Source organism: Streptomyces sp. NPDC000075 (genome assembly GCF_040301925.1).
GTDB classification, from domain to species: Bacteria; Actinomycetota; Actinomycetes; order Streptomycetales; family Streptomycetaceae; genus Streptomyces; species Streptomyces polychromogenes.
This window is the reverse complement of the sequence record NZ_JBEPFL010000006.1, coordinates 32,773-56,385: the sequence shown is the minus strand read 5'-3', so window position 1 is coordinate 56,385 and position 23,613 is coordinate 32,773. Positions and strand designations below refer to the sequence as shown.

Below are 23,613 nucleotides of genomic sequence, written 5' to 3'. Positions count from 1 at the left end.
GTCACTGTCCTTCCCGGTCGGTTACGACCGAAGCGTAGCCATTCCCACCCTGCTGACCAGCGCCGGATCCGGCCACGGCCGCATGACCGCCGGTGGAGCCGAACCCCCCGTCGGCCCGGGCCGAGCCGGGAAGTTCCGCCACCTCGTGGAAGCGGACCTTCTCGACCCGCTGGACAACCAGCTGGGCAATGCGGTCGAAGCGCTCGAACCGGACGCTCTCGCGCGGGTCGAGATTGACCACGATCACCTTGATCTCCCCACGGTACCCGGCATCCACCGTCCCCGGGGCATTCACGAGCGCGAGCCCGCAGCGGGCGGCCAGGCCCGACCGGGGGTGCACGAAGGCGGCGTACCCGTCGGGCAGGGCGATGGAGACGCCGGTGGGCAGCACGGCCCGCTCGCCCGGCTCCAGCTCGGCGGCCACGGTGGTCACCAGGTCGCAGCCGGCGTCGCCGGGGTGGCCGTAGGCGGGGATGGGCACCTCGGGGTCGACGCGGCGGATCAGCACGTCGAGCTCATGACGGGGTCCGTTGTTCTGGGACATCAGGGGTTCACCTCGAAGGCGCGTGCGCGCCTGACCTGGTCCGGGTCGGCCATCGCCGCCCGGATCTCCTCGGGCCGACCGTTGTCGATGAAGTGGTCGACCTTCACCTCGATGAAGAGCGCGTCGGCGCGGACGGCGACGGGGCCGTCCGGGCCGCCTATCCGGCCCACGGCCGTGGAGTAGATCTTGCGGCCGGCGACGGCCGTGACCTCGGCCTCCAGGTACAGCACGGTGTCCACCGGGACGGGCCGCACGAAGTCGGTCTCCAGCCGGCCGGTCACCGCGATGACCCGCAGCAGCCAGTTCAGGGAGCCCAGCGTCTCGTCGAGCGCGGTGGCCAGCACCCCGCCGTGGGCGAGGCCGGGCGCGCCCTGGTGGGCGGGCCGGACGGTGAACTCGGCGGTGACGCGTACGCCCTCGCCCGCGCGGGCCTCCAGGTGGAGCCCGTGGGGCTGGCCCCCGCCGCACCCGAAACAGTGTTCGTAGTGCGCACCGAGGAGCTCTCCGGGTGCCGGGGCATCGGGATGCCGGACCGGAGCGACGGCATCGGCCGGCGGCGTCAACGCTGTGTTTCGTCCACTCACAGCCGCAGACCTTACCCGCGCGGCTACCCGCCGGTCGCCTCGTGGGAGGCTTGTGGGCATGCAGCCCTCCCCCGCGCACCACGAAGAACGCCTGTCCGCCCCCCGCTCCTGGTGGGGCATCGCCGCGCTGACCGGTGTGGCCGGTGCGCTGATCACGCTCCCGCTGGGCACCCTGCCGCTGCTGGCCGGGTTCGTCGGCGGCGGAGCGCTGGCGGGGATGCTGGTGAGCTCGATCGGCTCCGCGCGCGTGCGGGTGGTGAACGGGGTGCTGGCGGCGGGCGAGTCCCGGATCCCGGTGTCGGCCCTGGGCGAGCCCGAGGTGCTGGAGGGCGAGGAGGCCCGGGCCTGGCGCACGTACAAGGCCGACATGCGGGCCTTCATGCTGATGCGCAGCTACATCCCGACGGCGGTCCGGATCGAGGTCACGGACCCGGCGGACCCGACCCCGTACGTGTACGTCTCCACGCGCGAGCCGCAGGCCCTGGCCGCCGCGGTCCGGGCGGCGCGGGAGGCCTCCGCCCGCCAGGCCTGAACGCCGGGGGGCGGTCAGCGGCCGAACCCGTCCACGTCCGGATCCGCGTCGGCGTCCGCGTCGGGGGGTTCCAGTGCGGCCGGGGCGGCCCCGGGAAGGGCCTGGACGGGGCGCTGCGGGGACCCGGCGGCGGGGAGGGCCGCCCAGGGCACGGCCCGGCGGCGCAGGTCCGTACGCACCTTCTCGGCGAGTTTCCTGGTGTCCCGGCGGTTCATGACCGCGCCGACGGCGGCGCCCACCATGAACGGCATCAGGTTCGGCAGGTTGCGGAACATCCGCTTCATGATCTGCTGGCGCAGTTCGCGCTTCATCTGGCCGCCGAGCGCCGCGTTGAGCGTGGTCGGCTTGGTCAGGTCGATCCCGCGTTCCTCGGTCCACGCCGTGAGGTAGGCGAGGCTGCGGTCCTTCAGGGTGCCGGGCGGCCGCTGTCCGTAGACCTCGTGCAGTTCGGCGATGAGCTTCAGCTCGATGGCGGCGACGCCGGTGATCTCGGCGGCCAGCTCCGCCGGCATGGCGGGCGGGACCGGCATCATGGCGGCCGCGCCGACGCCCGCGCCCACGGTCGAGGTGGCGTTCGCGGCGCCGGCGATCAGCTTGTCGGCCAGTTGTTCGGGGCCGAGGCCGGGGAACTGCGCGCGCAGTGTCGCGAGGTCCCGGACCGGAACGCGCGGGGCGTTCTCGATGATCAGGTCGGTGATGTACAGGGCGGCGTTCCGCGCGCTTTCGCCGCCCTTGCGCACACCGTTCTTGACGGCTTGCATCCGACGCGTCCCGGGCTTGCCCCGGGACTCCTCGTCCGCCACTGTCGCCGGCGGCACCGCCGCGGCGGTGTCGGACGGCACGACAGTCGTCCCGGCGGCCGGGTCGCCGACGGCCCCGGGGCCCGTTTCCGGGCCCGTGGCTTCCGCCCGCGCTCCTGCCCCCGGTCCGCCGTTCTTCCGAAAGCGGAGCTTCCGGAACGGCGTCGAGCCGGTCACGGCCGAGACCTAGTCGCAGTCACGGCAGATCGGCTGGCCGTCCTTCTCACGAGCCAGCTGGCTGCGGTGGTGCACCAGGAAGCAGCTCATGCAGGTGAACTCGTCGGCCTGCTTGGGCAGCACCCGTACGGCCAGTTCCTCGTTGGAGAGGTCCGCGCCGGGCAGGTCCAGCGTCTCGGCGCCGTCGAAGTCCTCGATGTCGACGTTGGAGGACGACTTCTCGCTCCGTCGAGCCTTGAGCTCTTCGATGCTGTCGTTGTCGACGTCGTCGTCGGTCTTGCGTGGGGTGTCGTAGTCCGTTGCCATTTTTTCGCTCTCCCCCTCTGGGATTTAGCGGTGTCTCAGCGCACGTAACGCGCGAGAGGCCGGACTTGTGCCCGACCTGAGGCGGAGATTTTGCCTCACATCAAGGTCTGTTACTCAATCGACACCCAGCCCCATGCCCACAGGGGCCCGCGGCTGGGATGACGACCGGGACCGTACACGGTCCGGGGGCCGTCTTGCACGAACGCCACCCCGTGTATTTCCCGCCATTGGAGGGGCCGGAAACCCGGACTTCCCGGGCTTTCCGGCCGTCGCGGGGTCACGGAACGCGCATGCGTGGACACTCGACAATGTGATCGATCACACAGCCGAGCAGCTCCGCCCCGCCGGGTCATTCCGCTGACAGCGAACAACCCGGGGGCGGATCAAAGGGGCAACGTGACACGCATCACCAGGCCGCCGCCCTCGCGCGGGGTCGCCAGGATGCGGCCGCCGTGTGCGCGCGCCACGGAGCGCGCGATGGACAGGCCGAGGCCCACACCCTTGTCGCTCCCCGTTCGCTCCGTACGCAGCCGCCTGAAGGGCTCGAAGAGGTTGTCCACCTCGTACGCGGGAACCACGGGACCCGTGTTCGAGACGAGCAGCACCGCCTGGCCGTGCTGGATCTCGGTCGTGACCTCCACCCAGCCGCCCTCCGGCACGTTGTACCGGACGGCGTTCTGCACCAGGTTGAGGGCGATCCGCTCCAGCAGCACGCCGTTGCCCTGGACCACGGCCAGCGCGCGCTCGCCGCGGATCTCCACGCCCTTGGCCAGTGCCTCCCCGCGCGCCTGGTCGATGGCGCGCGAGGCGACCTCGGCCAGGTCCACGGGTTTGCGCTCCACGATCTGGTTCTCGCTGCGGGCCAGCAGCAGCAGGCCCTCGACGAGCTGCTCGCTGCGCTCGTTGGTGGCCAGCAGCGTCTTGCCCAGCTGCTGGAGCTCCACCGGCGCACCGGGATCCGACAGGTGGACCTCCAGCAGCGTCCGGTTGATGGCCAGCGGGGTCCTCAGCTCGTGCGAGGCGTTGGCCACGAACCGCTGCTGGGCCGTGAAGGCCCGCTCCAGCCGGTCGAGCATCTCGTCGAAGGTGTCGGCGAGCTCCTTCAGCTCGTCGTCCGGCCCGTCCAGCTCGATCCGCCGGGTCAGGTCGGAGCCGACCACCCGGCGGGCGGTCCGGGTGATCTTGCCCAGCGGCGAGAGCACCCGGCCGGCCATCGCGTAGCCGAAGGCGAAGGCGATCACGCTCAGACCCATGAGAGCCATCAGCGAGCGGCTGAGCAGGTCGTCCAGCGCGTGCTTGCGCTGGTCGAGGATGCACTGCCCGATCGCGGCGTTGAACTGCTCGATCGACTGGTCGATGCCCACACCGGGACAGGTGCTGCTGGAGACCTCGACCTTCTGGCCGCCCACGATCTTGAACGGGAGCGCGTTGCCCTCCCGCAGGGCCTGCGCGGCCAGCAGGTAGATGATCGACAGCAGCAGGATCCCGGCGATCAGGAACATGCCGCCGTAGAGCAGCGTGAGCCGTATCCGGATGGTCGGCCGCAGCCAAGGGAAAGGACCCTCGGGCTGGCCGGGGTCCCAGGTCGGTTTCGGTGGCGCCGCCGGCGGCGAGGGGGTCGCTGCCACCGGGTCAGATCCGGTAGCCGGAGCCGGGCACGGTCACGATGACGGGCGGCTCGCCCAGCTTGCGGCGCAGGGTCATCACCGTCACGCGGACCACGTTGGTGAACGGGTCGGTGTTCTCGTCCCAGGCCTTCTCCAGCAGCTGCTCGGCGGAGACCACGGTCCCCTCGCTGCGCATGAGCACCTCCAGCACCGCGAACTCCTTGGGCGCCAGCTGTACCTCCCGGCCCTCGCGGAAGACCTCACGCCGGTTGGGGTCGAGCTTGATCCCGGCCCGCTCCAGCACCGGGGGCAGCGCCACGGTCGTCCGCCGTCCCAGGGCCCGGACGCGGGCGGTCAGCTCGCTGAAGGCGAAGGGCTTGGGCAGGTAGTCGTCGGCCCCCAGCTCCAGGCCCTCCACGCGGTCGCTGACGTCACCGGAGGCGGTGAGCATGAGGACGCGGGTGGCCATGCCGAGTTCGATGATCTTCCGGCAGACGTCGTCGCCGTGCACCAGCGGAAGGTCCCGGTCGAGCACCACCACGTCGTAGTCGTTCACCCCGACGCGCTCCAGGGCCGCGGCGCCGTCGTACACGACGTCCACGGCCATGGCCTCCCGGCGCAGGCCGGTGGCCACCGCATCGGCGAGCAGCTGCTCGTCCTCGACGACGAGTACGCGCACGTCGTTTCCTTCCTTCGAGCCCCCGAGGGCACTCCTGAGGGCACACCTGTATTGCGCCTCCATCCTGCCGGTTTCGGCCGTAAACCGGCTGTAAGGCGCCCCTGACGCCCTTTCCGGGGCCCCGGAGGCGGCGGACGTGAGGATTCCCTCGCCTTACGAGGTTTCTGGGCCCAGGGTGCCGGGGAGGACGTCTGCACACCCCATCCACTCCCTGACGGCGGACTGCCCCGCGCAGGTACGCCGCGACCCACGAAGAGGGGGCGCACCCACCATGGACGCATTCACCGCGGGTCTCCTGCAGCGCATCAGCGCCACGCAGTCGGACCTGAGCAAGGCCCGTGAGACGGGCGACGACTACCTCGCGGATGTGGAACAGGCCGCGCTGGAGGACCTCCAGCGGCTCGCCGCGGAGCACGGAGTGGCGGTCAAGGCGGCCTGACCGGGGCACCCGCCCCGGCCTGCCACCGGCCGCCTCGGCCCGAGCGACGGCGCCCCCGCCGGAGCCCCCGCTCCGGTACGGCGCCCCGAACGGCGACGGACCCCCTGCCGCACCCGCGGCGGGGGGTCCGTTCGCGTCCGGGCCCGGGTTCAGTCGTGCCAGGCCCCGGCTTCCTCCAGGAGCGGCTGGAGCGAGGCGAACACCGCCGGGGTGGCCGCGACGGTCAGCTCGCCGGAGGCCGGCTCGGAGGGCCGCCCCCCGGTCAGCGCGCCCGCCTCGCGGGCGATCAGCTCGCCCGCCGCGTAGTCCCAGGGGTTCAGCCCGCGCTCGTAGTAGCCGTCGAGCCGGCCCGCCGCGACGTCGCACAGGTCGAGCGCCGCCGAGCCGGCGCGCCGGATGTCCCGTACCCGGGGGATGATCCGCCGGGCCACCTCGGCCTGGTGCTCCCGCCTCGTCTGGAGGTACCCGAACCCGGTGGCGACCAGCGCCTGGTCCAGCGGGGCGGCCGCCCGGCAGGCCAGCCGCGCGCCGCCCGACCAGGCCCCGCCGCCGAGGACGGCGTGGTACGTCTCCCCGCGCATCGGCGCCTCCACGACGCCCACGACGGTCTCGCCCCCGTACTCGGCGGCGATCGACACGCCCCAGCCCGGGAGCCCGTAGAGGTAGTTCACGGTGCCGTCCAGCGGGTCGACGACCCAGCGGATCCCGCTGCTGCCGGGGACGTCCGCGCCCTCCTCGCCGAGCAGCCCGTCCTCGGGCCGGCGCTCCGCGAGGATGCCGGTGATCAGCTTCTCCGCCGCGAGGTCCATCTCGGTGACGACGTCGATCGGGCTGCTCTTGGTCGCGGCCACCGCCAGGTCGGCCGGGCGGCCGTCGCGCAGCAGCTCTCCCGCCCGCCGGGCCGCCTCCAGACCCACGGCCAGCAGTTCGGCCTTCAGCTCTTCGGAGATCACGTCGCCCCCTACGCGTACGGGCTGTCCGCGCCGGCGGCCGCCGGGCGGGGTGCGCGCGACGGGCAGCAGCCCACCGCGCACAGGTCGTGGCTCTGGCCCAAGGCGCCCACCCAGCACTCGGCGGGGCGCTCGCCGCGCTCGCGGGCGGCGCGCTCCAGCACCAGCTCCCGTACGGCGGCGGCGAAGCGCGGGTCGGCGCCGACGGTCGCGGAGCGCGCGACGGGCAGGCCCAGTTCGGCGGCCTTGGCCGTGGCCTCGGTGTCGAGGTCGTAGAGGACCTCCATGTGGTCCGAGACGAAGCCGATGGGGACCATGACGACGGCCGGCGCGCCCTGCTCGTGCAGGGCCTCCAGGTGGTCGCAGATGTCCGGCTCCAGCCAGGGGATGTGCGGGGCGCCGCTGCGGGACTGGTAGACGAGCTTCCAGGGGCGGTCGGTGCCGGTCTCGGCCGCGACGGCGTCGGCGATGACCCGGGCCACGTCGAGGTGCTGCTTGACGTAGGCCCCGCCCTCGCCGCCCCCGGTGTGGTCCTCGACCGGGCCGGAGGTGTCGGCGGCCGCGGTGGGGATGGAGTGCGTGGTGAAGGCGAGGTGGGCGCCGGCCCGTACGTCCTCGGGCAGGGCGGCGAGCGAGGCCAGCACCCCGTCGATCATGGGCCGCACGAAGCCGGGGTGGTTGAAGTAGTGCCGCAACTTGTCCACGCGGGGGAGCTCCAGGCCCTCCTCGGCCAGGGCGGCCAGCGCGTCGGCGAGGTTCTCGCGGTACTGGCGGCAGCCGGAGTACGAGGCGTACGCGCTGGTGGCGAGGACGGCGATGCGGCGGCGCCCGTCGCGGACCATCTCGCGCATCACGTCGGTCAGGTACGGGGCCCAGTTCCGGTTGCCCCAGTAGACGGGCAGGTCCACCCCGGCGTCCGCGAGGTCCTTGCGCAGCGCGGCCAGCAGTTCCCGGTTCTGCCCGTTGATCGGGCTGACCCCGCCGAAGCCGAAGTAGTGCTGCCCGACCTCCTTGAGGCGCTCGCGCGGGATGCCTCGGCCGCGGGTGACGTTCTCCAGGAACGGCACGACGTCGTCGGGTCCCTCGGGGCCGCCGAAGGACAGCAGCAGGAGGGCGTCGTAGGGGGCCGCGAGGCCTTCGGCCGCGGGCGCGTCGGGAGCACGGAGCTGGTCTGACATGCCCCGAATCCTGCCACCCGGGGTGCGCGCCGGAGAACCGGCCGGTCCGTATGCCGGGACGGTTCACAGGTAAGGTGACCCTAAGTTCCGCCGTCTGAAATGTCGGTGTCGCCATATTCCCCGTGCGGGTGCCTCGTCGGCGGTCGTAACCTGTATGGGCCGAAGACGTCCCTTACGGAGAGCCCTTGCCCAGTCCCTACCGCGCCATATTCGCGGCCCCCGGCACCAAGGCCTTCAGCGCCGCCGGCCTCATAGGCCGGCTGCCGATATCGATGGTCGGCGTCGGGATCCTCACGATGATCTCGGAGATCACCGGCCGCTATGCGATGGCGAGCGCCCTGACCGGCACCCTCGCCCTGGCGGCCGCGGTCATGGGCCCCCAGGTCTCGCGACTGGTGGACCAGTACGGGCAGCGCCGGGTACTGCGGCCCGCGACCCTGGTCTCCGTCGCCTCGGTCACCGCCCTGGTGCTGGCCGCCGCCAACGGACTGCCCGACTGGACCCTGTTCGTCTTCGCGGCCGTCGCGGGCTGCGTGCCGAGCGTCGGCTCGATGGTCCGCGCCCGCTGGACCGAGCTCTACCGGGACGCGCCCCGCGACCTGCACACCGCGTACTCCTTCGAGTCCGTGATCGACGAGGTCTGCTTCATCTTCGGCCCGATCCTGGCCATCGGGCTGTCCACCACCTGGTTCCCGGAGGCCGGTCCGGTGATCGCCGCCGGCTGCCTGCTCGTCGGCGTCTGGCTGCTCACCGCGCAGCGCGCCACCGAGCCGCCGCCCCATCCGCGCAGCCTGGACGGCGACCGCTCGTCGGCCCTGCGCTCCCCCGGACTCCAGGTGCTGACGGCCACCTTCGTGGCGACCGGCGCGATCTTCGGCTCCATCGACGTGTCCACGCTCGCCTTCGCCGAGGAGCAGGGTCACAAGTCCGCCGCCAGCTTCATCCTGGCCATCTGGGCGGCCGGATCCTGCCTGGCGGGCATCGTCTTCGGCCTGCTCCATCTCAAGGGGCGGATGGAACGCCGGTGGGTACTGGGCATCTGTGCGATGGCCGTGAGTATGATCCCCCTCCTACTGGCCGGGAACCTTCCGTTTCTGGCCGTGGCGCTCTTCGTCTCGGGCCTCGCCATCGCTCCCACGATGATCACCACGATGGCCCTGATCGAAGCGCACGTACCACGCGCGAAGCTCACCGAGGGCATGACGTGGATCAGCACCGGCCTGGCGGTCGGTGTCGCGGTCGGTTCCTCCGTGACCGGTCTGGTCATCGACGCGGCCGGGGCCCAGCGCGGTTACGTCGTCTCGATCTCGTCGGGGGCCGCCGCGGCGGCGGTGGCGTTCGCGGGTTACCGCCGGCTGACGAGGCCGGCGCAAGGGGAGGAGCCCTCGCGTGACGGCGACATCGGGGACAGCAGCGGAGAGCGGGCGGACCGCGTGGCGTAACTGGGCGGGCAACGTCCGCGCCACGCCGGCGCGGGTGGTGGCCCCGGCCTCGGTCGGTGAGCTCCAGGAGGCGGTCCGCCGGGCCGCGGCGGAGGGCCTGCGGGTGAAGGCGGTCGGCACCGGCCACTCCTTCACGGCGGCCGCGGCCACCGACGGCGTGCTGATACGGCCGCAGGCGCTCAGCGGGATCCTGTCGGTCGACCGGGCCGCGGGCACCGTCACCGTGGCGGCCGGCACGGCGCTGAAGGACCTCAACCGCGCCCTGGCCGCCCAGGGCCTGTCGCTGACCAACATGGGCGACATCATGGAGCAGACGGTCTCCGGCGCCACCAGCACCGGCACGCACGGCACCGGCCGCGACTCGGCCTCCATCGCCGCGCAGATCCGCGCGCTGGAGCTGGTCACGGCCGACGGCCGGCTGCTGGTCTGCTCCGAGAAGGAGAATCCGGAGGTGTTCGCGGCCGCCCGCCTGGGCATCGGCGCGCTGGGCGTCGTCACCTCGATCACCTTCGCGGTGGAGCCGCTGTTCCTCCTGACCGCCCGTGAGGAGCCGATGCCCTTCGACCGGGTGACCGCCGAGTTCGACCAGCACGTCGCGGAGAACGAGCACTTCGAGTTCTACTGGTTCCCGCACACCGGCAACTGCAACACCAAGCGCAACAACCGCAGCCAGGGGCCCGCCGCCCCGCCCGGCGCGGTCAGCGGCTGGATCGAGGACGAGCTGCTGTCCAACGGCCTCTTCCAGGCCGTCAACTCGCTGGGCCGCGCGGTCCCCGCGGCCATCCCCACCATCGCCCGCGTCGCCAGCCGCGCCCTGTCGGCGCGCACCTACACCGACATCCCGTACAAGGTGTTCACCAGCCCGCGCCGGGTGCGGTTCGTGGAGATGGAGTACGCCCTCCCGCGCGAGCGGGCGGTCGCGGCGCTGCGCGAGCTCAAGGCCATGGTCGACCGCTCCGGCCTGCGGATCAGCTTCCCGGTGGAGGTGCGGACGGCCCCGGCGGACGACATCCCGCTGTCGACGGCCTCGGGGCGGGAGACGGCGTACATCGCGGTGCACATGTACCGGGGCACCCCCTACCAGGCCTACTTCACGGCGGCCGAGCGCATCTTCACCGCCCACGGCGGGCGCCCGCACTGGGGCAAGGTGCACACCCGGGACGCGGAGTACCTGGCCGGGGCCTACCCGCGCTTCGGGGAGTTCACGGCGGTGCGCGACCGGCTGGACCCGGACCGGGTGTTCGGCAACGACTACCTGCGGCGGGTCCTCGGGGACTGACGCCCGCTCACTCCCGGCCGGAGGCACCGCTCCCGCCCGGCGCGCCGGCGCCGCCGCCGCTCGGAGTGGGGTCCGGGCCGGGGGTCTGCCGGGAGGGCGTCGGGGACGGGTCCGGGCGGGCCGAGCCGGAGGGGGTGGGCGTGGGCGCCGGGTCCGGGCCGCGTCCGCCGTGCGAGGGGGAGGGGCTCGGGGAGTTCCCGGAGCCGGAACCGCGTCCGTCCGTCCCGTCCTTCGTCCCGTCCCCGCCGCCCTCTCCACCCTTCCCGTCCTTGCCGCGCTCTTGGCCCCGCCGGTCTCCGGATCCCGGTCCGCCCTCCGGCCCGGAGGGGCGGTGGTCGGGGGCCGTGCGGAAGCCGCCCGACAGGAGGGTGCCGCCGCCGCTGCTGACGGAGGTGCCCGCGAAGGCCTCGTAGGTTCCGAGGCCGCCGATGGCCAGGGCGAAGGCCGCTCCGGAGGCGACCGCCGTGCGCTTCCAGCCCCGTACGCGGGTGCCGTGCACGGTGGCCTCGCCGAACTCCCCCTGCGGCGGGGGCGCGGGCGCCTCCCCGGAGCCGGGCGCGGGGACCTGACGGCCCCTGGGGCGGGCGCCCTCGCGCAGCCGGTCGCCGGTGCGGCGGAAGGCGTGCTGGATGACGGGTCCGCCGGCGGTGGCCACCACGCTGACCACGCCCGCGCCGAGGATGGTCCCGTAGACGCCGAGTTGGGAGGCGAGCAGGGCGGCCGCGACGGTGGCGAGGGAGCTGCCCGCGACCTGGGCCACGCTCAGGTCCAGCTTCTTGCGCTCCGCGCCCCGCCCGTCGTCCTCGGGAGCACCCGGCTCGCCCTGCCTCGGCGTCTTCTGACCCATCGCCATCCCCTGCGTGTCCTGCCCCTCGCGCTTCTCCTCTTCCAGCAGTTACTGACACATGAGCGAAATGAGAAGTTCCGTTTCTGCGGATTCTGTGAAGCAGGACACCCCGAAACGGCCGCGTACGCAGGTGGACCGCCTTACGGGCCCGATTCCGGGCACGCCAACTCCCGCCGCCCCGGACAAGTTCGGCGGCGCGGCGGTCCACCCAGGTGGCCCGAATGGAGTACTGTGGCGAGCCCTGGGGCCGTCCTTCCTTTCGGATGTCCGGACCCGGGAGAGGGGGCCGGCTGACGGAGAAGCGGCACTCACGACCGGTGATGCCGCGGTATCGCACGGGCTCCTGCTGCGCACAGTAACCACTTGGTCACTGTGCGTGCCCAACAGGTAACCGTGCCATAACGTCGATCAAGGGCGCATGCCCGACACGCCGGTTTAACTCGGCAAGGTTGTGGCAGGCTGCACCCGGGCAGGCCACACTCGACTAGCGGAAGCAGCGACGCACGTGACGTCGGCAGGCACCACCCGGGAGGTCCCCATGCCCGAACTGCGTGTCGTGGCCGTCTCGAATGACGGAACACGACTGGTGCTCAAGGCTGCGGACAGCACGGAGTACACGCTTCCGATCGACGAGCGGCTGCGGGCTGCCGTGCGCAATGACCGCGCGCGCCTGAACCAGATCGAGATCGAGGTGGAGAGCCACCTCCGCCCCCGTGACATCCAGGCCCGCATACGGGCCGGTGCCTCCGCTGAGGAGGTCGCACAGCTCGCCGGCATCCCGGTCGACCGGGTCCGCCGCTTCGAGGGTCCCGTCCTGGCCGAGCGTGCCTTCATGGCCGAGCGGGCCCGCAAGACCCCCGTACGCCGCCCCGGGGAGAACACCGGACCGCAGCTCGGCGAGGCCGTGCAGGAGCGGCTCACCCTGCGCGGGGCCGACAAGGACTCCGTCCAGTGGGACTCCTGGCGCCGCGACGACGGCACCTGGGAGGTCCTGCTGGTCTACCGGGTGGTGGGCGAACCGCACTCGGCGAGCTGGACCTACGACCCGCCGCGCCGGCTGGTCGTCGCCGTGGACGACGAGGCCCGCTCCCTGATCGGCGAGTCGGACGACCTGCCCTCGACCCCCGAGCCGAGCTTCCCGTTCGTGCCGAGGATCGCCCGGCTGCCGCGCGACCGGCCGCTGGACCGCACCCTCGACCGGCCGATCGAGCGGCCCGCCCCGCCGCCCGCGCCGGAGCCCGAGGAGGAACGGGACACGCTGACCAGCCTGTTGGAGGCCGTCCCCAGCTTCCGGGGCGACCTGGTGGTCCCCGAGCGGACCGACGTCGCGGACGAGGAGGCCGAGACGGAGGAGCCCCCGGCCGCGGCGGCCTCGGCCGGCGCCGCGTACGCGGACGTGCTGATGCCCCGTACGGTCGCGGGGCACCGCGAGCGGCTCACGGGGACGACGGACCGGCAGGCCGAGGCCGACGGGGTCCGGCCCGGGCGCCGCGCGGCGGTGCCCAGCTGGGACGAGATCGTCTTCGGGACCCGGCGCAAGAAGCAGGAGTAGCGCGCGGCGGCGATCCTCCCCGGGAGGATCGCCGCCGGACGCGGACCCGTCAGGGGTTGGGGCCGGTGGCCACGGGGCGCTGCGGGTCCGAGGACCAGTGCGACCAGCTGCCCGCGTACAGGGCGGCCGGAATGCCCGCCACCTCCAGGGCGAGGACCTCGTGCGCCCCGGAGACCCCCGAACCGCAGTACACGCCGACCTCGGTACCCGGCCGCGCACCCAGCGCCGCGAACCGGGCCCGCAGGGCTTCCGCCGGCAGGAACAGGCCGTCGGGGCCCGTGTTCTCGGTGGTCGGGGCCGACACCGCGCCCGGGATGTGCCCGCCGACCGGGTCGATGGGCTCGACCTCGCCCCGGTAGCGCTCCCCCGCCCGGGCGTCCAGCAGCAGTCCCGTCCGGGCCAGCGCGGCCGCGTCGTCGGCTTCCAGCAGGCCCAGCGCTCCCGGGTTTGGCTTGAAATCGCCCTCGGCCGGAGTGGGCACGTCGGCGGTCACCGGGCCGCCCTCGGCCGTCCATGCGGCCAGGCCCCCGTCCAGGACTCGCACGTTCGGGTGACCCGTCCAGCGCAGCAGCCACCAGGCGCGGGCGGCCGCCCAGCCCTGGCCGCCGTCGTACACGACCACCGGTTCGTCCGCGCGCACCCCGGCGCGGCGCATCACGGCGCCGAAGGCCTCCGGGTCGGGCAGCGGGTGGCGGCCGCCGGCCCCGGGCGGACCTGCCAGTTCACGGTCGAGGTCGACGTACACGGCGCCGGGCAGGTGCCCGGCCTCGTAGGCGGGGCGCTGATCGGGGCCGCCGAGCTGCCAGCGGACGTCGAGGAGCACCGGCGGGCGGGGGGAGGCCAGCTCGTCCGTCAGTGCGGAGGCCGTGAGGATCGCAGTCATGGGCCCATCTTCCTCCCCGCCCGCAGGCCCGTGTAACAAGCCGGACATCGACGGGCCGTAGCGATCCGGTCATCTCCGTCCACCCCCGTACCGTCCGGCCCGGTCGGGGCGCGCCGCGCCCCGCGGAGTGGAAGCATCAGCGGCGTCATTCGGGACACGACGGAGGAGACTGCTGACATGACCGAGGCAGCGGGGGCTTCGCGGCGGCCGTCCGGCACACCGTGCTGGGTGAGCCTGATGGTGCACGGCCTCGGGAGGACCGAGGACTTCTACGCCGACCTGTTCGGCTGGGAGTACGAGCCGGGACCCGCGCAGCTCGGCCCGGGCGTCCGGGCGGTCCTCGACGGGGAGGAGGTGGCCGGCATCGGTGAGATGCCGCCGGACCGGCACCTCCCGGTCGCCTGGACCACGTACTTCGCCACGGACGACGCCGACTGCGCGGCCGAGGCGATCCGCTCCTGCGGCGGCACGGTGGCGGTGGGCCCGATGGACGCCGGGGCCGAGGGGCGGGTGGCGATCTGCTCCGACCCGCTGGGCGCGATCTTCGGGATCTGGCAGGACTCCGGGCGGCACGGGCGGCCGTACGGGAAGCCGGGGACGCCGGTGTGGAACGAGCTGGTCACCCAGGACACACTGACGGTCGGCAAGTTCTACCAGCACGTCTTCGGCCACGAGTCCGAGCGGCACCCGGCCGCCTCCGCCGACTTCGACTACCTGACCCTGCGGCTGGACGGGCGGCCGGTGGCCGCGGTGCACGGGGTCGGCCGGTCGCTGCCGCACGACCGGGGGCCGCACTGGATGACGTACTTCGAGGTCCACGACACCGACGCGGCGACGGCCCGGGTGGCCGAGCTGGGCGGGCGGGTGCTCAGCCCGCCCCGGGACCGGATCCGGGGACGGCTGGCCCTGGTGGCGGACCCGGAGGGGGCTGTCTTCGCCCTGGTGCAGTCGGCCGGGGAGGACGCCCCCTAGGCCACGGGCAGGGGCTCCGGGCGCTTGGGGGTGCGGCCGTCGCCGGAGGAGGTGCCGCGCAGTCTGCGGCCCAGCCAGGGGCCGAGGAAGCCGGCCGCCCAGCCCAGCTCCGCCGCCGCCGTCCGGACGGCCGTGCGGGGCCGCAGGGGCGGCAGGGGGCGCTGCCAGGCGTCGTCGGAGCCCGGTACGCCGAGGGCCTCGGCCAGGGCCGCGGCGATCCGGGCGTGGCCGAGGGGGCTCGCGTGGAGCCGGTCGGTGCTCCACATGCGCGGGTCGGTGGCGACGGCCGCCCGGGCCGTCTCGGCGACGGCGACCCCGTGGCGTGCGGCGGCGGCCCGGACGCGGGCGTTGAGCTCGTCCACGCGCGGGCGCAGCGGCCGGGCCAGGGGCGCGATCCGGCCCACGTCGGGGAAGGTCGCGGTGGCCACCCGGGCCCCGGCGGCGGTCAGCGCGGCGAACATCTCCTCCAGCTCCCCGGCCACCTCGGCGGCGTCGAACCGGGGCCGGAGCAGGTCGTTGACGCCCGCCACGACGGTCGCCACGTCGGGCCTCAGCTCCAGGGCCGGGCCCAGCTGTTCCGCCCGGATCCGGCCGGCGAGGCGGCCCCGGACGGCGAGGTTGGCGTAGAGCAGGCCCGGGTGGGCCGCCGCGAGGTGCTCGGCGAGCCGGTCCGCGAAACCGCGCAGGCCCACCGTGTCGTCGCCGTCCCCGACCCCCTCGGTCTGGCTGTCGCCCAGGGCGACGTAGCGCAGGGGTCCGGCGTGCGGGGGTTCAGCGTTCCTCATCCGTCTGCTGCCTTTCGCGTAGTACGGCCGCGGAGCGCAGGCACCAGTCCCGGTGCTCCCGTTCGAAGGCGATGCCGCGCAGGCAGGTCAGGTAGCGCCCGACCCGCTCGCCCCGCCGGAGGTACTCGGCCTCGTCGAGGTCGCCGCGCATGCCGTCCAGGAGCTTTCCGAGGAGTTCGAGCTTGGCCTCGGCCGCGGCCGCCCGCCGCTCCAGCTGCTCGATGACGGGGCCGGTGCCGACGCGGTCGGCGGTCTGGACCTTGACGAGGAGGTCGTCGCGGATGGAGGAGGGCTTGGACGCCGCCTCGGCGAACCGCTCCAGCTCGGCGCGGCCGGCGTCGGTGACCCGGAAGAGCCGCTTGTTGGGCCGGGTCTCCTGGACCACCTCGCGGCCCGCGACCAGTCCGTCCGCCTCCAGCCGGGCCAGCTCGGCGTAGAGCTGCTGGGGCAGGGCGTGCCAGAAGTTGGCGACGCTGATGTCGAAGGCCTTGGCCAGCTGGTAGCCGCTGTACTCGTCGTCGAGCAGTGCCGCCAGGACCGCGTGCCGCAGTGCCATGCCGGGCCCCTTCCGTTTCCTCGTGCGCCTCGGCATCATACTCAAGAATGTGACTAGTCACATTCTTGAGTAGTAACCACGTCTTGGAGACATGAGAGTCCCTGGAGGGGTCATGGAGACTGCCGAACGCTTCCGCGCCGCCGTGGAGAAGCGTGATCTCGCCGCGCTGGACGAGCTGTTCACGGAGGACGTCCGCCTCTACAGCCCGGTGAAGTTCGTCCCCTTCGAGGGAAAGGCGATGGTCATGGGCCTGTTCGGGGTCCTGCTGCGCACCTTCGAGGACCTGCGCTATCTCGGGCGGCTGGAGGGGGAGGTCGAGACCAGCGCCGACGGGGAGGCCGCCCCGACGGTGGTCCTGCCCTTCCGGGCGCTGGTGGCGGGCCGGCAGATCCACGGGATCGACCAGCTGCAGTTCGACGGGGAGGGCCGGATCAAGGAGTTCACGGTGATGGTCCGCCCCCAGTCCGCCGTCCACGCGCTGGGCCAGGCGGTCCTCGCCGGCCTGGTCGAGGACGGGCTCGCCCCCGGGCCCGCCTGATCGTCCGTCAGCCCTACGGGGTTCCCGCGGCCCTGGCCCGGCGTGCCACGGCCGCCGTCCGGGCCGGTGCGGGCCGCCTCAGACCTTGGCGGGCGGGGGCGGCGCGAGGCTGCCCCCGAGGGCCTTTCCCGTCTCCGTCCCCTCCTCCACGCGGGCCATGGCGGCACGCAGCACGGGCGGGGCCATGAGCGAGGTGACGATCGCGACGAGGATCACCACGGTGTACGTCTCGGGCCCGAGGATGCCGAGCCGCAGTCCCGTCATCGCCACGATCACCTCGATCACCCCCCGGGAGTTCATCCCGGCGCCGAGCGCGAGGGCCTCCCAGCCGGTCATCCGGCTGAGCTTCGCTCCGGCGTAGGCGCCCGCGAACTTGCCGAGGACGGCCACCGCCAGCACGGCGCACGCCGCGCCCAGCACCTCGGGCCTGGCCAGCGCGGTCAGGTCCATCCGGAGGCCGGCCGTGGCGAAGTAGAGCGGCGCGAGGAAGGCCAGCACCGTGGTGCGCAGGGGGGCCAGCTTGCGCGGGTCCAGCTCGCCGCTGGTGCTGATCAGGACCCCGCTCACGAAGGCGCCGAAGACCGCCTCCAGTCCCAGCGCGTGCGTACCCGCCGCCCCGAGCAGGACGGCCAGGGCCGCCACGGCGACGGTCGGCCCGGGCTCCGGCGACCGGCCGGCCGCGCGCAGGGCGAGCCGGACGGCGGGCCGGCCCACCAGCAGGGCGGACACCACGACGGCGACGGGGTACAGCAGGGAGGCGGTGAGCCGGCCCGCGGTCAGGCCCGCCGTGGCCATCGCCGAGACGACGGAGAGCAGGAACCAGCCGATGACGTCGTCGATCACCCCGGAGGCGAGGGTCAGCTGGCCGACCTCGCGGTGCAGCAGGTCCATGTCCAGCAGGGTCTTGGCGATCACGGGAATCGCGCTGACGCACAGGGCCACGCCGAGGAACAGGGCGAACACCGTCGGGTCGGTACCGTCCGGCAGCAACGAGGCGGGCAGCAGCAGGCCCGTGCCGACGCCGAGCCCCAGGGGCAGGATCAGCCCGGCGAGGCTCACCCGGACCGCGGTGGCGCCCCGGCGTCTGACGAGACCGAAGTCCAGCTCCATGCCGGTGACGCCGACGAGCAGCAGGACGCCCAGCTGGCCGACCGCGTCGAGGAGGTGCATCTGCGCGGCCCGCTCGGGCAGCAGCCAGCCGGCCACGCCGGGCAGCAGGTGGCTGAGGACCGAGGGGCCGACGAGCACGCCCGCGAGGAGCTCGCCGACGATCGCCGGCATCCTGAAGCGCGCGGCCAGCTGCCCGAGGGAGACGGCGAGGAGCAGGAGGAGCGCCAGCTGGAGGAGGAACACCAGCAGCGCGTGGTGGTCGATGGCCGGAACGGGTGCGGCGGTCGTCATCCCACGAACGTTAGGACGCTCCCCCGCCCCCGGCCTCCCCCCGGCACACGCTTCGTCAGGAGTTACGGAAGTCCGGGCACCGGGTGGCGGGTTCAGGCGGAGTTGACCGGGAGGACGTCCGGGGAGAGGGCGCCCGCGTGGGCGGAGGCGGAGGTCAGGCGGCGGCGGTGGTGGCGGCGGCACAGGACCTCGTAGCCGATCTCCTCCGCCGGGCGGTTGACGTCGCCGACCACCACCTGGGCGCCCTCGACGACCATGACCCCGCCCACCGTGCGGGCGTTGTGGGTGGCCCGGGCGCCGCACCAGCACAGGGCCTCGACCTGGAGCTGTTCGATCCGGTCGGCCAGCTCGATCAGCCGCTGGGAGCCCGGGAAGAGCTTGGTGCGGAAGTCGGTGGTGATGCCGAAGGCGAAGACGTCCATGTCGAGGTCGTCGACGATCCGGGCCAGCTGGTCGATCTGCTCGGGGCCGAGGAACTGCGCCTCGTCCACGATCACGTAGTCGGCCTTGCCGCCCTTGGACAGCAGCTCCACCAGGTACGCGTACAGGTCCATGCCCTCGGCGGCCTCGACCGCCTCGGTCACCAGACCGAGCCGGGAGGAGATCTTGCCCTCGCCCGCCCGGTCGTCGCGCGTGAAGATCACGCCCTGGAGGCCTCGGGCGGAGCGGTTGTGGCCGATCTGGAGAGCCAGTGTGCTCTTCCCGCAGTCCATCGTTCCGGAGAAGAACACCAGCTCGGGCATGGGAAGTACGGGACCTTTCGGGTCGGGGCGGCGAAGGGGGACGGGGCGGGCGGCGGAAGCCGTCAGGTGCGGACTTCGAGCAGCGGGACCAGCTGTTCCGCCGCCGTCATGGAGCCGTGCATACCGGTGAGGGCCGACTCGTTGGGCTCGTTGCGGGAGGCGGTGATCGCGACGTCGGCCTGGGCGGCGGCGACCACGTCGCCGATCCGCCCGAGGACCCGCTCGTCGCACTCCCCCGGCGCCCCGAACCAGCCCAGTTCGAGGGCCTCTTCGCGGCTCGCGACCCAGAAGCGGTCGCCGAGGACCTCGCGCCAGACGGTCAGGACGTCGGCCTCGGCGCCGGGTACCGCGTAGACGTGCCGGGCCCGGCCCTCACCGCCGAGCAGGGCCACGCCCGCGCCCAGCTCCCAGTCCTCGTCGAAGTCGACGCGGGAGTCCTCGTCGAAGGGGACGTCGACCATGCCGTGGTCGGCGGTCACGTACAGGGCGGTGCGCGGCGGCAGCTGCTCGGCGAGCCGCTGCACGAGCCGGTCGACGTACATGAGCTGGCCGCGCCAGGCGTCGGAGTCCACGCCGTGGCGGTGTCCGGCCCCGTCGAGCTCGCTGTAGTACGTGTAGACGAGGGAGCGCTCACCGGCCGCGAGCTGGATCGCGGCGAGGTCCATCCGCTCCTCGCCGGTCATCCGGCCGTGGAAGGTCCCGCCGCTGAGGGCGATCTGGGTGAGCGGGGTGCTCTGGAAGTTGGGGGCGGACACCTGGGCGGTGTGCACGCCGGCCGCGTCGGCGAGCTGGAAGACCGTCGGGTACGGCTGCCAGGGCTTCGGCGGGGTCCATGGGTGCCAGCGGAGCTGGTTCATCAGCTCGCCGGAGGCCGGGTTGCGCACGGCGTAGCCGGGCAGGCCGTGCCGGGCGGGCGGCAGGCCGGTGCCCACGGAGGCGAGGGAGGTGGCGGTGGTCGCCGGGAAGCCCGCGGTGATCGGCCGGCCGGTGCCACCGCGCGAGCTCGCGAGCAGCGAGGTCAGGAAGGGGGCGTACTCGGGATGGGCCTTGATCTGCTCCCAGCCCATGCCGTCGACCAGGAAGACGCAGTTGCGGTCGGCCGGGGTGAGCTCGGCGATCCCGGCGGTGAGGCCGGGTACCCCCTGGCCCGCCGCCAGGGTGGGCAGCAGGTCCGCGAGCGAGCCGGTGCCGTACTGCGGGACCGGGGCGCCGGCGAGGTCGAGGAGTTCCGGATCGCCTGGCCAGTTCAGCGGCGCGGAGTACGACATCAGCGGGCGGTGGCCGCGGTCGCCTCGGACAGGGCCTGGGCGAAGAGGAGCGTCTGGCGGACGGTCTCGGGGCCGTCGCCGGCCTCGCTGACGCGCAGGCTGAGGTCGTCGGCGGTGGAGTTGCCGGTGTAGCCGTGGTCGGAGTCGCAGTTGGGGTCGCCGCAGGCGGCGGGCTCCAGGTCGATGCGGGAGACCGCGCCCCAGCCGATGGTCAGGACGACCTCGCGGGGCAGCTGGCCGGGGGTGTAGGACTCCGGGTTGGCCACGACGCGGCTGAGCACCACGGAGGAGATGGAGCCGAGCTTGACCGACTCGGTGGAGGTGGTCGCGTACGGGGACGGGGACCCGGCGTCGGCGGCCTGCTCGTCGGTGTGGCTGACGATGAACCGGTTGTCGGTGAGGACCAGCACGGTCACGTGCCGGCGGACCTCGTTGGAGTCGAAGGTGGTCTCCTGGTGGACCACGTACGACGAGACCGGCTCGCCGCCCACAGCGGCCTCCACGGCCTCGGCCACGAGGGCCGGGTAGTAGCCGCTGCGCTCGATCGCCGCGCGCAGCCCCTGGGTCGTCGTACCGGATTTCGCCATGAGGTCCATCCTAAGGCCCGTCCGGGGTCCCCCTACCTGCCCGTCGGTCAGTAGCTGGGCAGGGTTCGCGGGCCGAGGTCGGTCCGTGCGGGCGGGTGGGCGACACGGACGGTGGCGCTGAGCACCGTGAGGCCCTCGGTGGCGACGACGACCGGCTCCAGGGAGATTCCGGTCACCTCGGGGTGGTCGTCCACCAGCCGGGACAGCCGCAGCAGCAGTTCCTCCAGGGCGGGGGTGTCGACGGGGTCGCTGCCGCGCCAGCCGAAGAGCAGGGGGGCGGCGCGCAGGGAGCGGACCAGTCCGGCGGCGTCGCGGTCGGTGACGGGGACCAGCCGGTGCGCGGTGTCGCCGAGCAGCTCGGAGGGGACTCCGGCGAGCCCGAAGGAGAGGACGGCGCCGGCGCCGGGGTCGACGACGGCGCGGACGACGGTGTCCACCCCGCGCGGGGCCATCGACTGGACGACGGGCAGCAGCTCGGCGGGCTTGCCGAGGGCCTCGGTGAGCTCCTCGTACGAGCGCCGCAGCTCGGCCTCGGTGGTGAGGTCGAGGCGTACGCCGCCCAGGTCGGCGCGGTGGCGCAGGTGCGGGGCGGTGGTCTTGAGGGCGACGGGGTAGCCGAGCACCCGGGCCGCGCGGACGGCGGCGTCGGCGCTGGGGGCGGGGAGGACGGGCAGGACGCGGATCCCGTAGCGGGCGAGCAGCGCGCGGGCGTCGGTCTCGTCCAGGGTCAGCGCGGCGTCCTCGCCGACCCCGGCGAGGAGGGCGGTGAGCTGGGCGGCGGCGCCGTTCTCGTCGATGTCCTCGTACTCGGGGACGTGGCCCGCGTCGGCGTTGGCCCGGCGCCACTGGGCGTAGCGGACGGCCTCGGCGAGGGCCTTCACGGCCCGCTCGGCCGCGGGGTAGGCGGGGATCCGCCCGCCGGGGGCGGAGGCGACGGGGCCGTCGGGGGCCGGGCCGCCGGGGGCGGAGGGTGTGGCGGCCGGGGTGCGGTCGCGGGGTGCGGGGGCTGCGGGCTCCGGGGCGGAGGCGGGCTGCCGGGCGGCGGGCGGGAGGGCGGTGGCCCGGGCGGCGGAGAGGGCCTCGACGAGTTCGCCGAGCTCGACGTGGACGACGGCGACGGGCTTGCCGGGGACCTCGGCGACGGCCTCGCGCAGGGCCTCCGCGAGCTCGTCGGCCAGGGCCCGCTCGCCGACCCAGGGGATGGCGGTGACGACGACGGCGTCGCAGTCCTCGGAGGCCAGGGCGGCGGTGAGGGCGGCCCGGAAGTCCTCGGGGGTGGCGGCGGTGGTGAGGTCCAGCGGGGGCGACGGCCGCAGCCCCTCGTTCAGGCAGGCGTCGTACGTGAGCACGCCGAGGGACTCGGAGTTCCCGAGGATCGCCACCCGGGGCCCGGCCGGCAGGGGCTGCCCGGCCAGCAGGAGCCCGGCGTCGACGAGCTCGGTGACGGTGTCGACCCGGATGACGCCGGCCTGCCGGAGCAGCTCGGAGACGGTGGCCTCGGGGAGCCGGGTCCCGGGGACGACGTGCCCGGCGGGGGTGTGGCGGCCGCCGAGGGCGACGACGAGGGGCTTGACGGCGGCGGTGCGGCGCGCGAGGCGGCTGAACTTGCGGGGGTTGCCGAGGGTCTCCAGGTACATCAGGGCCACGTCGGTGGCCCCGTCCTCGTACCAGTACTGGAGGATGTCGTTGCCGGAGACGTCCGCCCGGTTGCCGGCGGACACGAAGGAGGACAGCCCCTCGCCGCGGCGCAGGACGCCGGACAGCAGGGCGATGCCGATGGCCCCGGACTGCGTGAACAGCCCGATCCGGCCACGGGCGGTGGCGGGGGCGGGCGCGAGGGAGGCGTTCAGCTCGACGTCCGCCGCGGTGTTGATCACCCCGAAGGCGTTGGGCCCGATGAGCCGCATCCCGTACGAGCGCGCCTGCCGTACCAGTTCGCGCTGCCGGGCCAGCCCTTCCGGGCCGCTCTCCCCGTAGCCGGCGGACAGCACCACCAGCCCCTGCACCCCGTGCTCCCCGCAGGCGGCGACGGCCTCCGGGACCCGCTCGGCGGGGACGGCGATCACGGCGAGGTCCACGGGGGCGCCGATGTCGGCGACGGTGCGGTAGGCCCGTACCCCGTCCAGCAGGTCCCCTTCCATCCCCGCGGCCCGGGCCTCGTTGACGGCGTAGAGGTGGCCGTGGAAACCGCCGTCGCGCAGGTTGCGCAGCGCCGCGGCGCCGACGCCGGATCCGGAGCGGCTGACGCCGATCACCGCGACCGAACCGGGGGCCAGCAGCCGCTGGACGGACCGGGCCTCGGCGCGCTGTTCGCGGGCGCGCTGGACGGCGAGGGACTCGGCGGTGGGTTCGAGGTCGAGGGTGAGGTGGACGGAGCCGTCCTCGAAGCTGCGCTTCTGCTGATAGCCGGCATCCGTGAACACCTTGATCATCTTGGTGTTGGCGGGCAGCACCTCGGCCGCGAAGCGGCGGATGCCCCGCTCGCGCGCCACGGCCCCGATGTGTTCGAGCAGGGCGGAGGCGACCCCGCGGCCCTGGTGGGCGTCCTGGACGAGGAAGGCCACCTCGGCCTCGTCGGCGGGGGCGGAGGCGGGCCGGCCGTCGGGGCCGATGCGGTCGTAGCGGACGGTGCCGATGAACTCGTCGCCGATGGTCGCGGCGAGGCCGACGCGGTCGACGTGGTCGTGGTGCGTGAAGCGGTGCACGTCGCGGTCGGAGAGCCGGGGGTAGGGGGCGAAGAACCGGTAGTACTTCGACTCGTCCGAGACCTGCTCGTAGAAGCTGACCAGCCGGCCGGCGTCCTCGGTCGTGATGGGGCGGATCCGGGCGGTGCCGCCGTCGCGCAGTACGACGTCCGCTTCCCAGTGGGCCGGGTACGAGAGGTCCGACGCGGTGGTCATGGGGTCAGCCTAAGGGGAAGATCCGGCCAGGTGTCCGAGTAGCTCCGGCGGACCGCACGGCGCG

The 23,613-nt window shown here is 73.8% G+C and carries 24 protein-coding genes; 7 read left to right on the top strand and 17 right to left on the bottom strand.

Features of this window, described 5'->3' with window-relative positions; genetic code table 11:
* Nucleotide 1: 1 nt before the first annotated feature.
* Entirely contained in the window at nt 2-544 is a 543-nt protein-coding gene (dut, locus tag ABT403_RS09595) for a dUTP diphosphatase (protein ID WP_344166110.1), read from the bottom strand.
* On the bottom strand, nt 544-1,128 hold the full coding sequence (locus tag ABT403_RS09590) for a PaaI family thioesterase (RefSeq protein WP_344166109.1): 585 nt from the start codon (nt 1,126-1,128) through the stop codon (nt 544-546). The genes dut and ABT403_RS09590 overlap by 1 nt, the downstream gene beginning before the upstream one ends.
* A 58-nt stretch (nt 1,129-1,186) precedes the next feature.
* Here ABT403_RS09590 and ABT403_RS09585 point away from each other — a divergent pair, with 58 nt between their 5' ends.
* On the top strand, nt 1,187-1,660 hold the full coding sequence (locus ABT403_RS09585) for a DUF3093 domain-containing protein (protein ID WP_344166108.1): 474 nt from the start codon (nt 1,187-1,189) through the stop codon (nt 1,658-1,660).
* Between the two features lie 14 nt (nt 1,661-1,674).
* On the opposite strand, the gene ABT403_RS09580 is transcribed toward ABT403_RS09585, so the two are convergent.
* The 4 genes from ABT403_RS09580 to ABT403_RS09565 form a co-directional block, all read right to left on the bottom strand.
* Entirely contained in the window at nt 1,675-2,637 is a 963-nt protein-coding gene (locus ABT403_RS09580; RefSeq protein ID WP_425580281.1) for a hypothetical protein, read from the bottom strand.
* Nucleotides 2,638-2,646: 9 nt separating this feature from the next.
* The gene (locus ABT403_RS09575; RefSeq protein WP_344166107.1) at nt 2,647-2,943 is read right to left on the bottom strand and encodes a DUF4193 domain-containing protein; all 297 of its coding nucleotides are present in this window, start codon (nt 2,941-2,943) and stop codon (nt 2,647-2,649) included.
* Nucleotides 2,944-3,326: 383 nt separating this feature from the next.
* On the bottom strand, nt 3,327-4,571 hold the full coding sequence (locus ABT403_RS09570) for a sensor histidine kinase (protein ID WP_344166106.1): 1,245 nt from the start codon (nt 4,569-4,571) through the stop codon (nt 3,327-3,329).
* Nucleotides 4,572-4,575: 4 nt separating this feature from the next.
* Nucleotides 4,576-5,229: a response regulator transcription factor gene (locus tag ABT403_RS09565; protein ID WP_042809534.1), complete on the bottom strand. Its 654-nt coding sequence runs from the start codon at nt 5,227-5,229 to the stop codon at nt 4,576-4,578.
* Between the two features lie 271 nt (nt 5,230-5,500).
* On the opposite strand from ABT403_RS09565, the gene ABT403_RS09560 reads away from it, so the two are divergent.
* A complete protein-coding gene (locus tag ABT403_RS09560; protein ID WP_167747608.1) occupies nt 5,501-5,668 on the top strand; it encodes a hypothetical protein in 168 nt (55 codons plus the stop codon).
* A gap of 149 nt (nt 5,669-5,817) precedes the next feature.
* On the opposite strand, the gene ABT403_RS09555 is transcribed toward ABT403_RS09560, so the two are convergent.
* Both ABT403_RS09555 and ABT403_RS09550 read right to left on the bottom strand, forming a co-directional pair.
* Nucleotides 5,818-6,621 carry an inositol monophosphatase family protein gene (locus ABT403_RS09555; RefSeq protein WP_425580280.1) on the bottom strand — a complete coding sequence of 268 codons (804 nt, stop codon included), beginning with the start codon at nt 6,619-6,621 and terminating at the stop codon, nt 5,818-5,820.
* An 8-nt stretch (nt 6,622-6,629) separates the two neighbouring features.
* On the bottom strand, nt 6,630-7,796 hold the full coding sequence (locus ABT403_RS09550) for a ferrochelatase (protein ID WP_344166105.1): 1,167 nt from the start codon (nt 7,794-7,796) through the stop codon (nt 6,630-6,632).
* Between the two features lie 185 nt (nt 7,797-7,981).
* On the opposite strand from ABT403_RS09550, the gene ABT403_RS09545 reads away from it, so the two are divergent.
* On the top strand, nt 7,982-9,238 hold the full coding sequence (locus ABT403_RS09545) for an MFS transporter (RefSeq protein ID WP_344166104.1): 1,257 nt from the start codon (nt 7,982-7,984) through the stop codon (nt 9,236-9,238).
* On the top strand, nt 9,186-10,517 hold the full coding sequence (locus tag ABT403_RS09540) for a D-arabinono-1,4-lactone oxidase (protein WP_344166103.1): 1,332 nt from the start codon (nt 9,186-9,188) through the stop codon (nt 10,515-10,517). Before ABT403_RS09545 ends, ABT403_RS09540 begins: the two co-directional genes overlap by 53 nt.
* 7 nt (nt 10,518-10,524) lie before the next feature.
* Here the strand turns inward: ABT403_RS09540 and ABT403_RS09535 are convergent, their stop codons facing one another.
* Entirely contained in the window at nt 10,525-11,364 is an 840-nt protein-coding gene (locus ABT403_RS09535; RefSeq protein WP_344166102.1) for a hypothetical protein, read from the bottom strand.
* Nucleotides 11,365-11,902: 538 nt separating this feature from the next.
* Here ABT403_RS09535 and sepH point away from each other — a divergent pair.
* Nucleotides 11,903-12,916 (top strand): septation protein SepH, encoded by a 1,014-nt coding sequence (gene sepH, locus ABT403_RS09530; RefSeq protein ID WP_344166101.1) that lies wholly within the window; start codon nt 11,903-11,905, stop codon nt 12,914-12,916.
* A 49-nt stretch (nt 12,917-12,965) separates the two neighbouring features.
* On the opposite strand, the gene ABT403_RS09525 is transcribed toward sepH, so the two are convergent.
* Nucleotides 12,966-13,799: a sulfurtransferase gene (locus tag ABT403_RS09525; RefSeq protein ID WP_344166100.1), complete on the bottom strand. Its 834-nt coding sequence runs from the start codon at nt 13,797-13,799 to the stop codon at nt 12,966-12,968.
* Between the two features lie 177 nt (nt 13,800-13,976).
* Between ABT403_RS09525 and ABT403_RS09520 the strand changes: the two genes are divergently transcribed.
* Complete coding sequence (locus tag ABT403_RS09520; RefSeq protein ID WP_344166099.1) at nt 13,977-14,771, top strand: VOC family protein; 795 nt, start codon at nt 13,977-13,979, stop codon at nt 14,769-14,771.
* Here ABT403_RS09520 and ABT403_RS09515 read toward each other — a convergent pair.
* Both ABT403_RS09515 and ABT403_RS09510 read right to left on the bottom strand, forming a co-directional pair.
* Nucleotides 14,768-15,556: an SGNH/GDSL hydrolase family protein gene (locus tag ABT403_RS09515; RefSeq protein WP_344166098.1), complete on the bottom strand. Its 789-nt coding sequence runs from the start codon at nt 15,554-15,556 to the stop codon at nt 14,768-14,770. The two genes, ABT403_RS09520 and ABT403_RS09515, sit on opposite strands and share 4 nt — an antisense overlap.
* A complete protein-coding gene (locus ABT403_RS09510) occupies nt 15,543-16,112 on the bottom strand; it encodes a PadR family transcriptional regulator (protein WP_344166097.1) in 570 nt (189 codons plus the stop codon). Before ABT403_RS09510 ends, ABT403_RS09515 begins: the two co-directional genes overlap by 14 nt.
* 112 nt (nt 16,113-16,224) lie before the next feature.
* On the opposite strand from ABT403_RS09510, the gene ABT403_RS09505 reads away from it, so the two are divergent.
* Nucleotides 16,225-16,650 (top strand): nuclear transport factor 2 family protein, encoded by a 426-nt coding sequence (locus ABT403_RS09505; protein WP_344166096.1) that lies wholly within the window; start codon nt 16,225-16,227, stop codon nt 16,648-16,650.
* 78 nt (nt 16,651-16,728) lie between these two features.
* Here the strand turns inward: ABT403_RS09505 and ABT403_RS09500 are convergent, their stop codons facing one another.
* The 5 genes from ABT403_RS09500 to ABT403_RS09480 all read right to left on the bottom strand — a co-directional run bounded on the left by ABT403_RS09500 (nt 16,729) and on the right by ABT403_RS09480 (nt 23,549).
* Nucleotides 16,729-18,051, bottom strand: coding sequence for a cation:proton antiporter (locus tag ABT403_RS09500; RefSeq protein WP_344166095.1), 1,323 nt, complete (start codon nt 18,049-18,051; stop codon nt 16,729-16,731).
* Between the two features lie 92 nt (nt 18,052-18,143).
* Nucleotides 18,144-18,794, bottom strand: a complete 651-nt coding sequence (locus tag ABT403_RS09495; RefSeq protein WP_344166094.1) for a thymidine kinase — start codon at nt 18,792-18,794, stop codon at nt 18,144-18,146.
* Between the two features lie 62 nt (nt 18,795-18,856).
* Nucleotides 18,857-20,062: an alkaline phosphatase family protein gene (locus ABT403_RS09490; RefSeq protein WP_344166093.1), complete on the bottom strand. Its 1,206-nt coding sequence runs from the start codon at nt 20,060-20,062 to the stop codon at nt 18,857-18,859.
* Nucleotides 20,062-20,658: a DUF5998 family protein gene (locus ABT403_RS09485; protein ID WP_211275092.1), complete on the bottom strand. Its 597-nt coding sequence runs from the start codon at nt 20,656-20,658 to the stop codon at nt 20,062-20,064. Before ABT403_RS09485 ends, ABT403_RS09490 begins: the two co-directional genes overlap by 1 nt.
* 38 nt (nt 20,659-20,696) lie before the next feature.
* Nucleotides 20,697-23,549: a bifunctional acetate--CoA ligase family protein/GNAT family N-acetyltransferase gene (locus ABT403_RS09480; RefSeq protein ID WP_344166092.1), complete on the bottom strand. Its 2,853-nt coding sequence runs from the start codon at nt 23,547-23,549 to the stop codon at nt 20,697-20,699.
* Nucleotides 23,550-23,613: the final 64 nt, after the last annotated feature.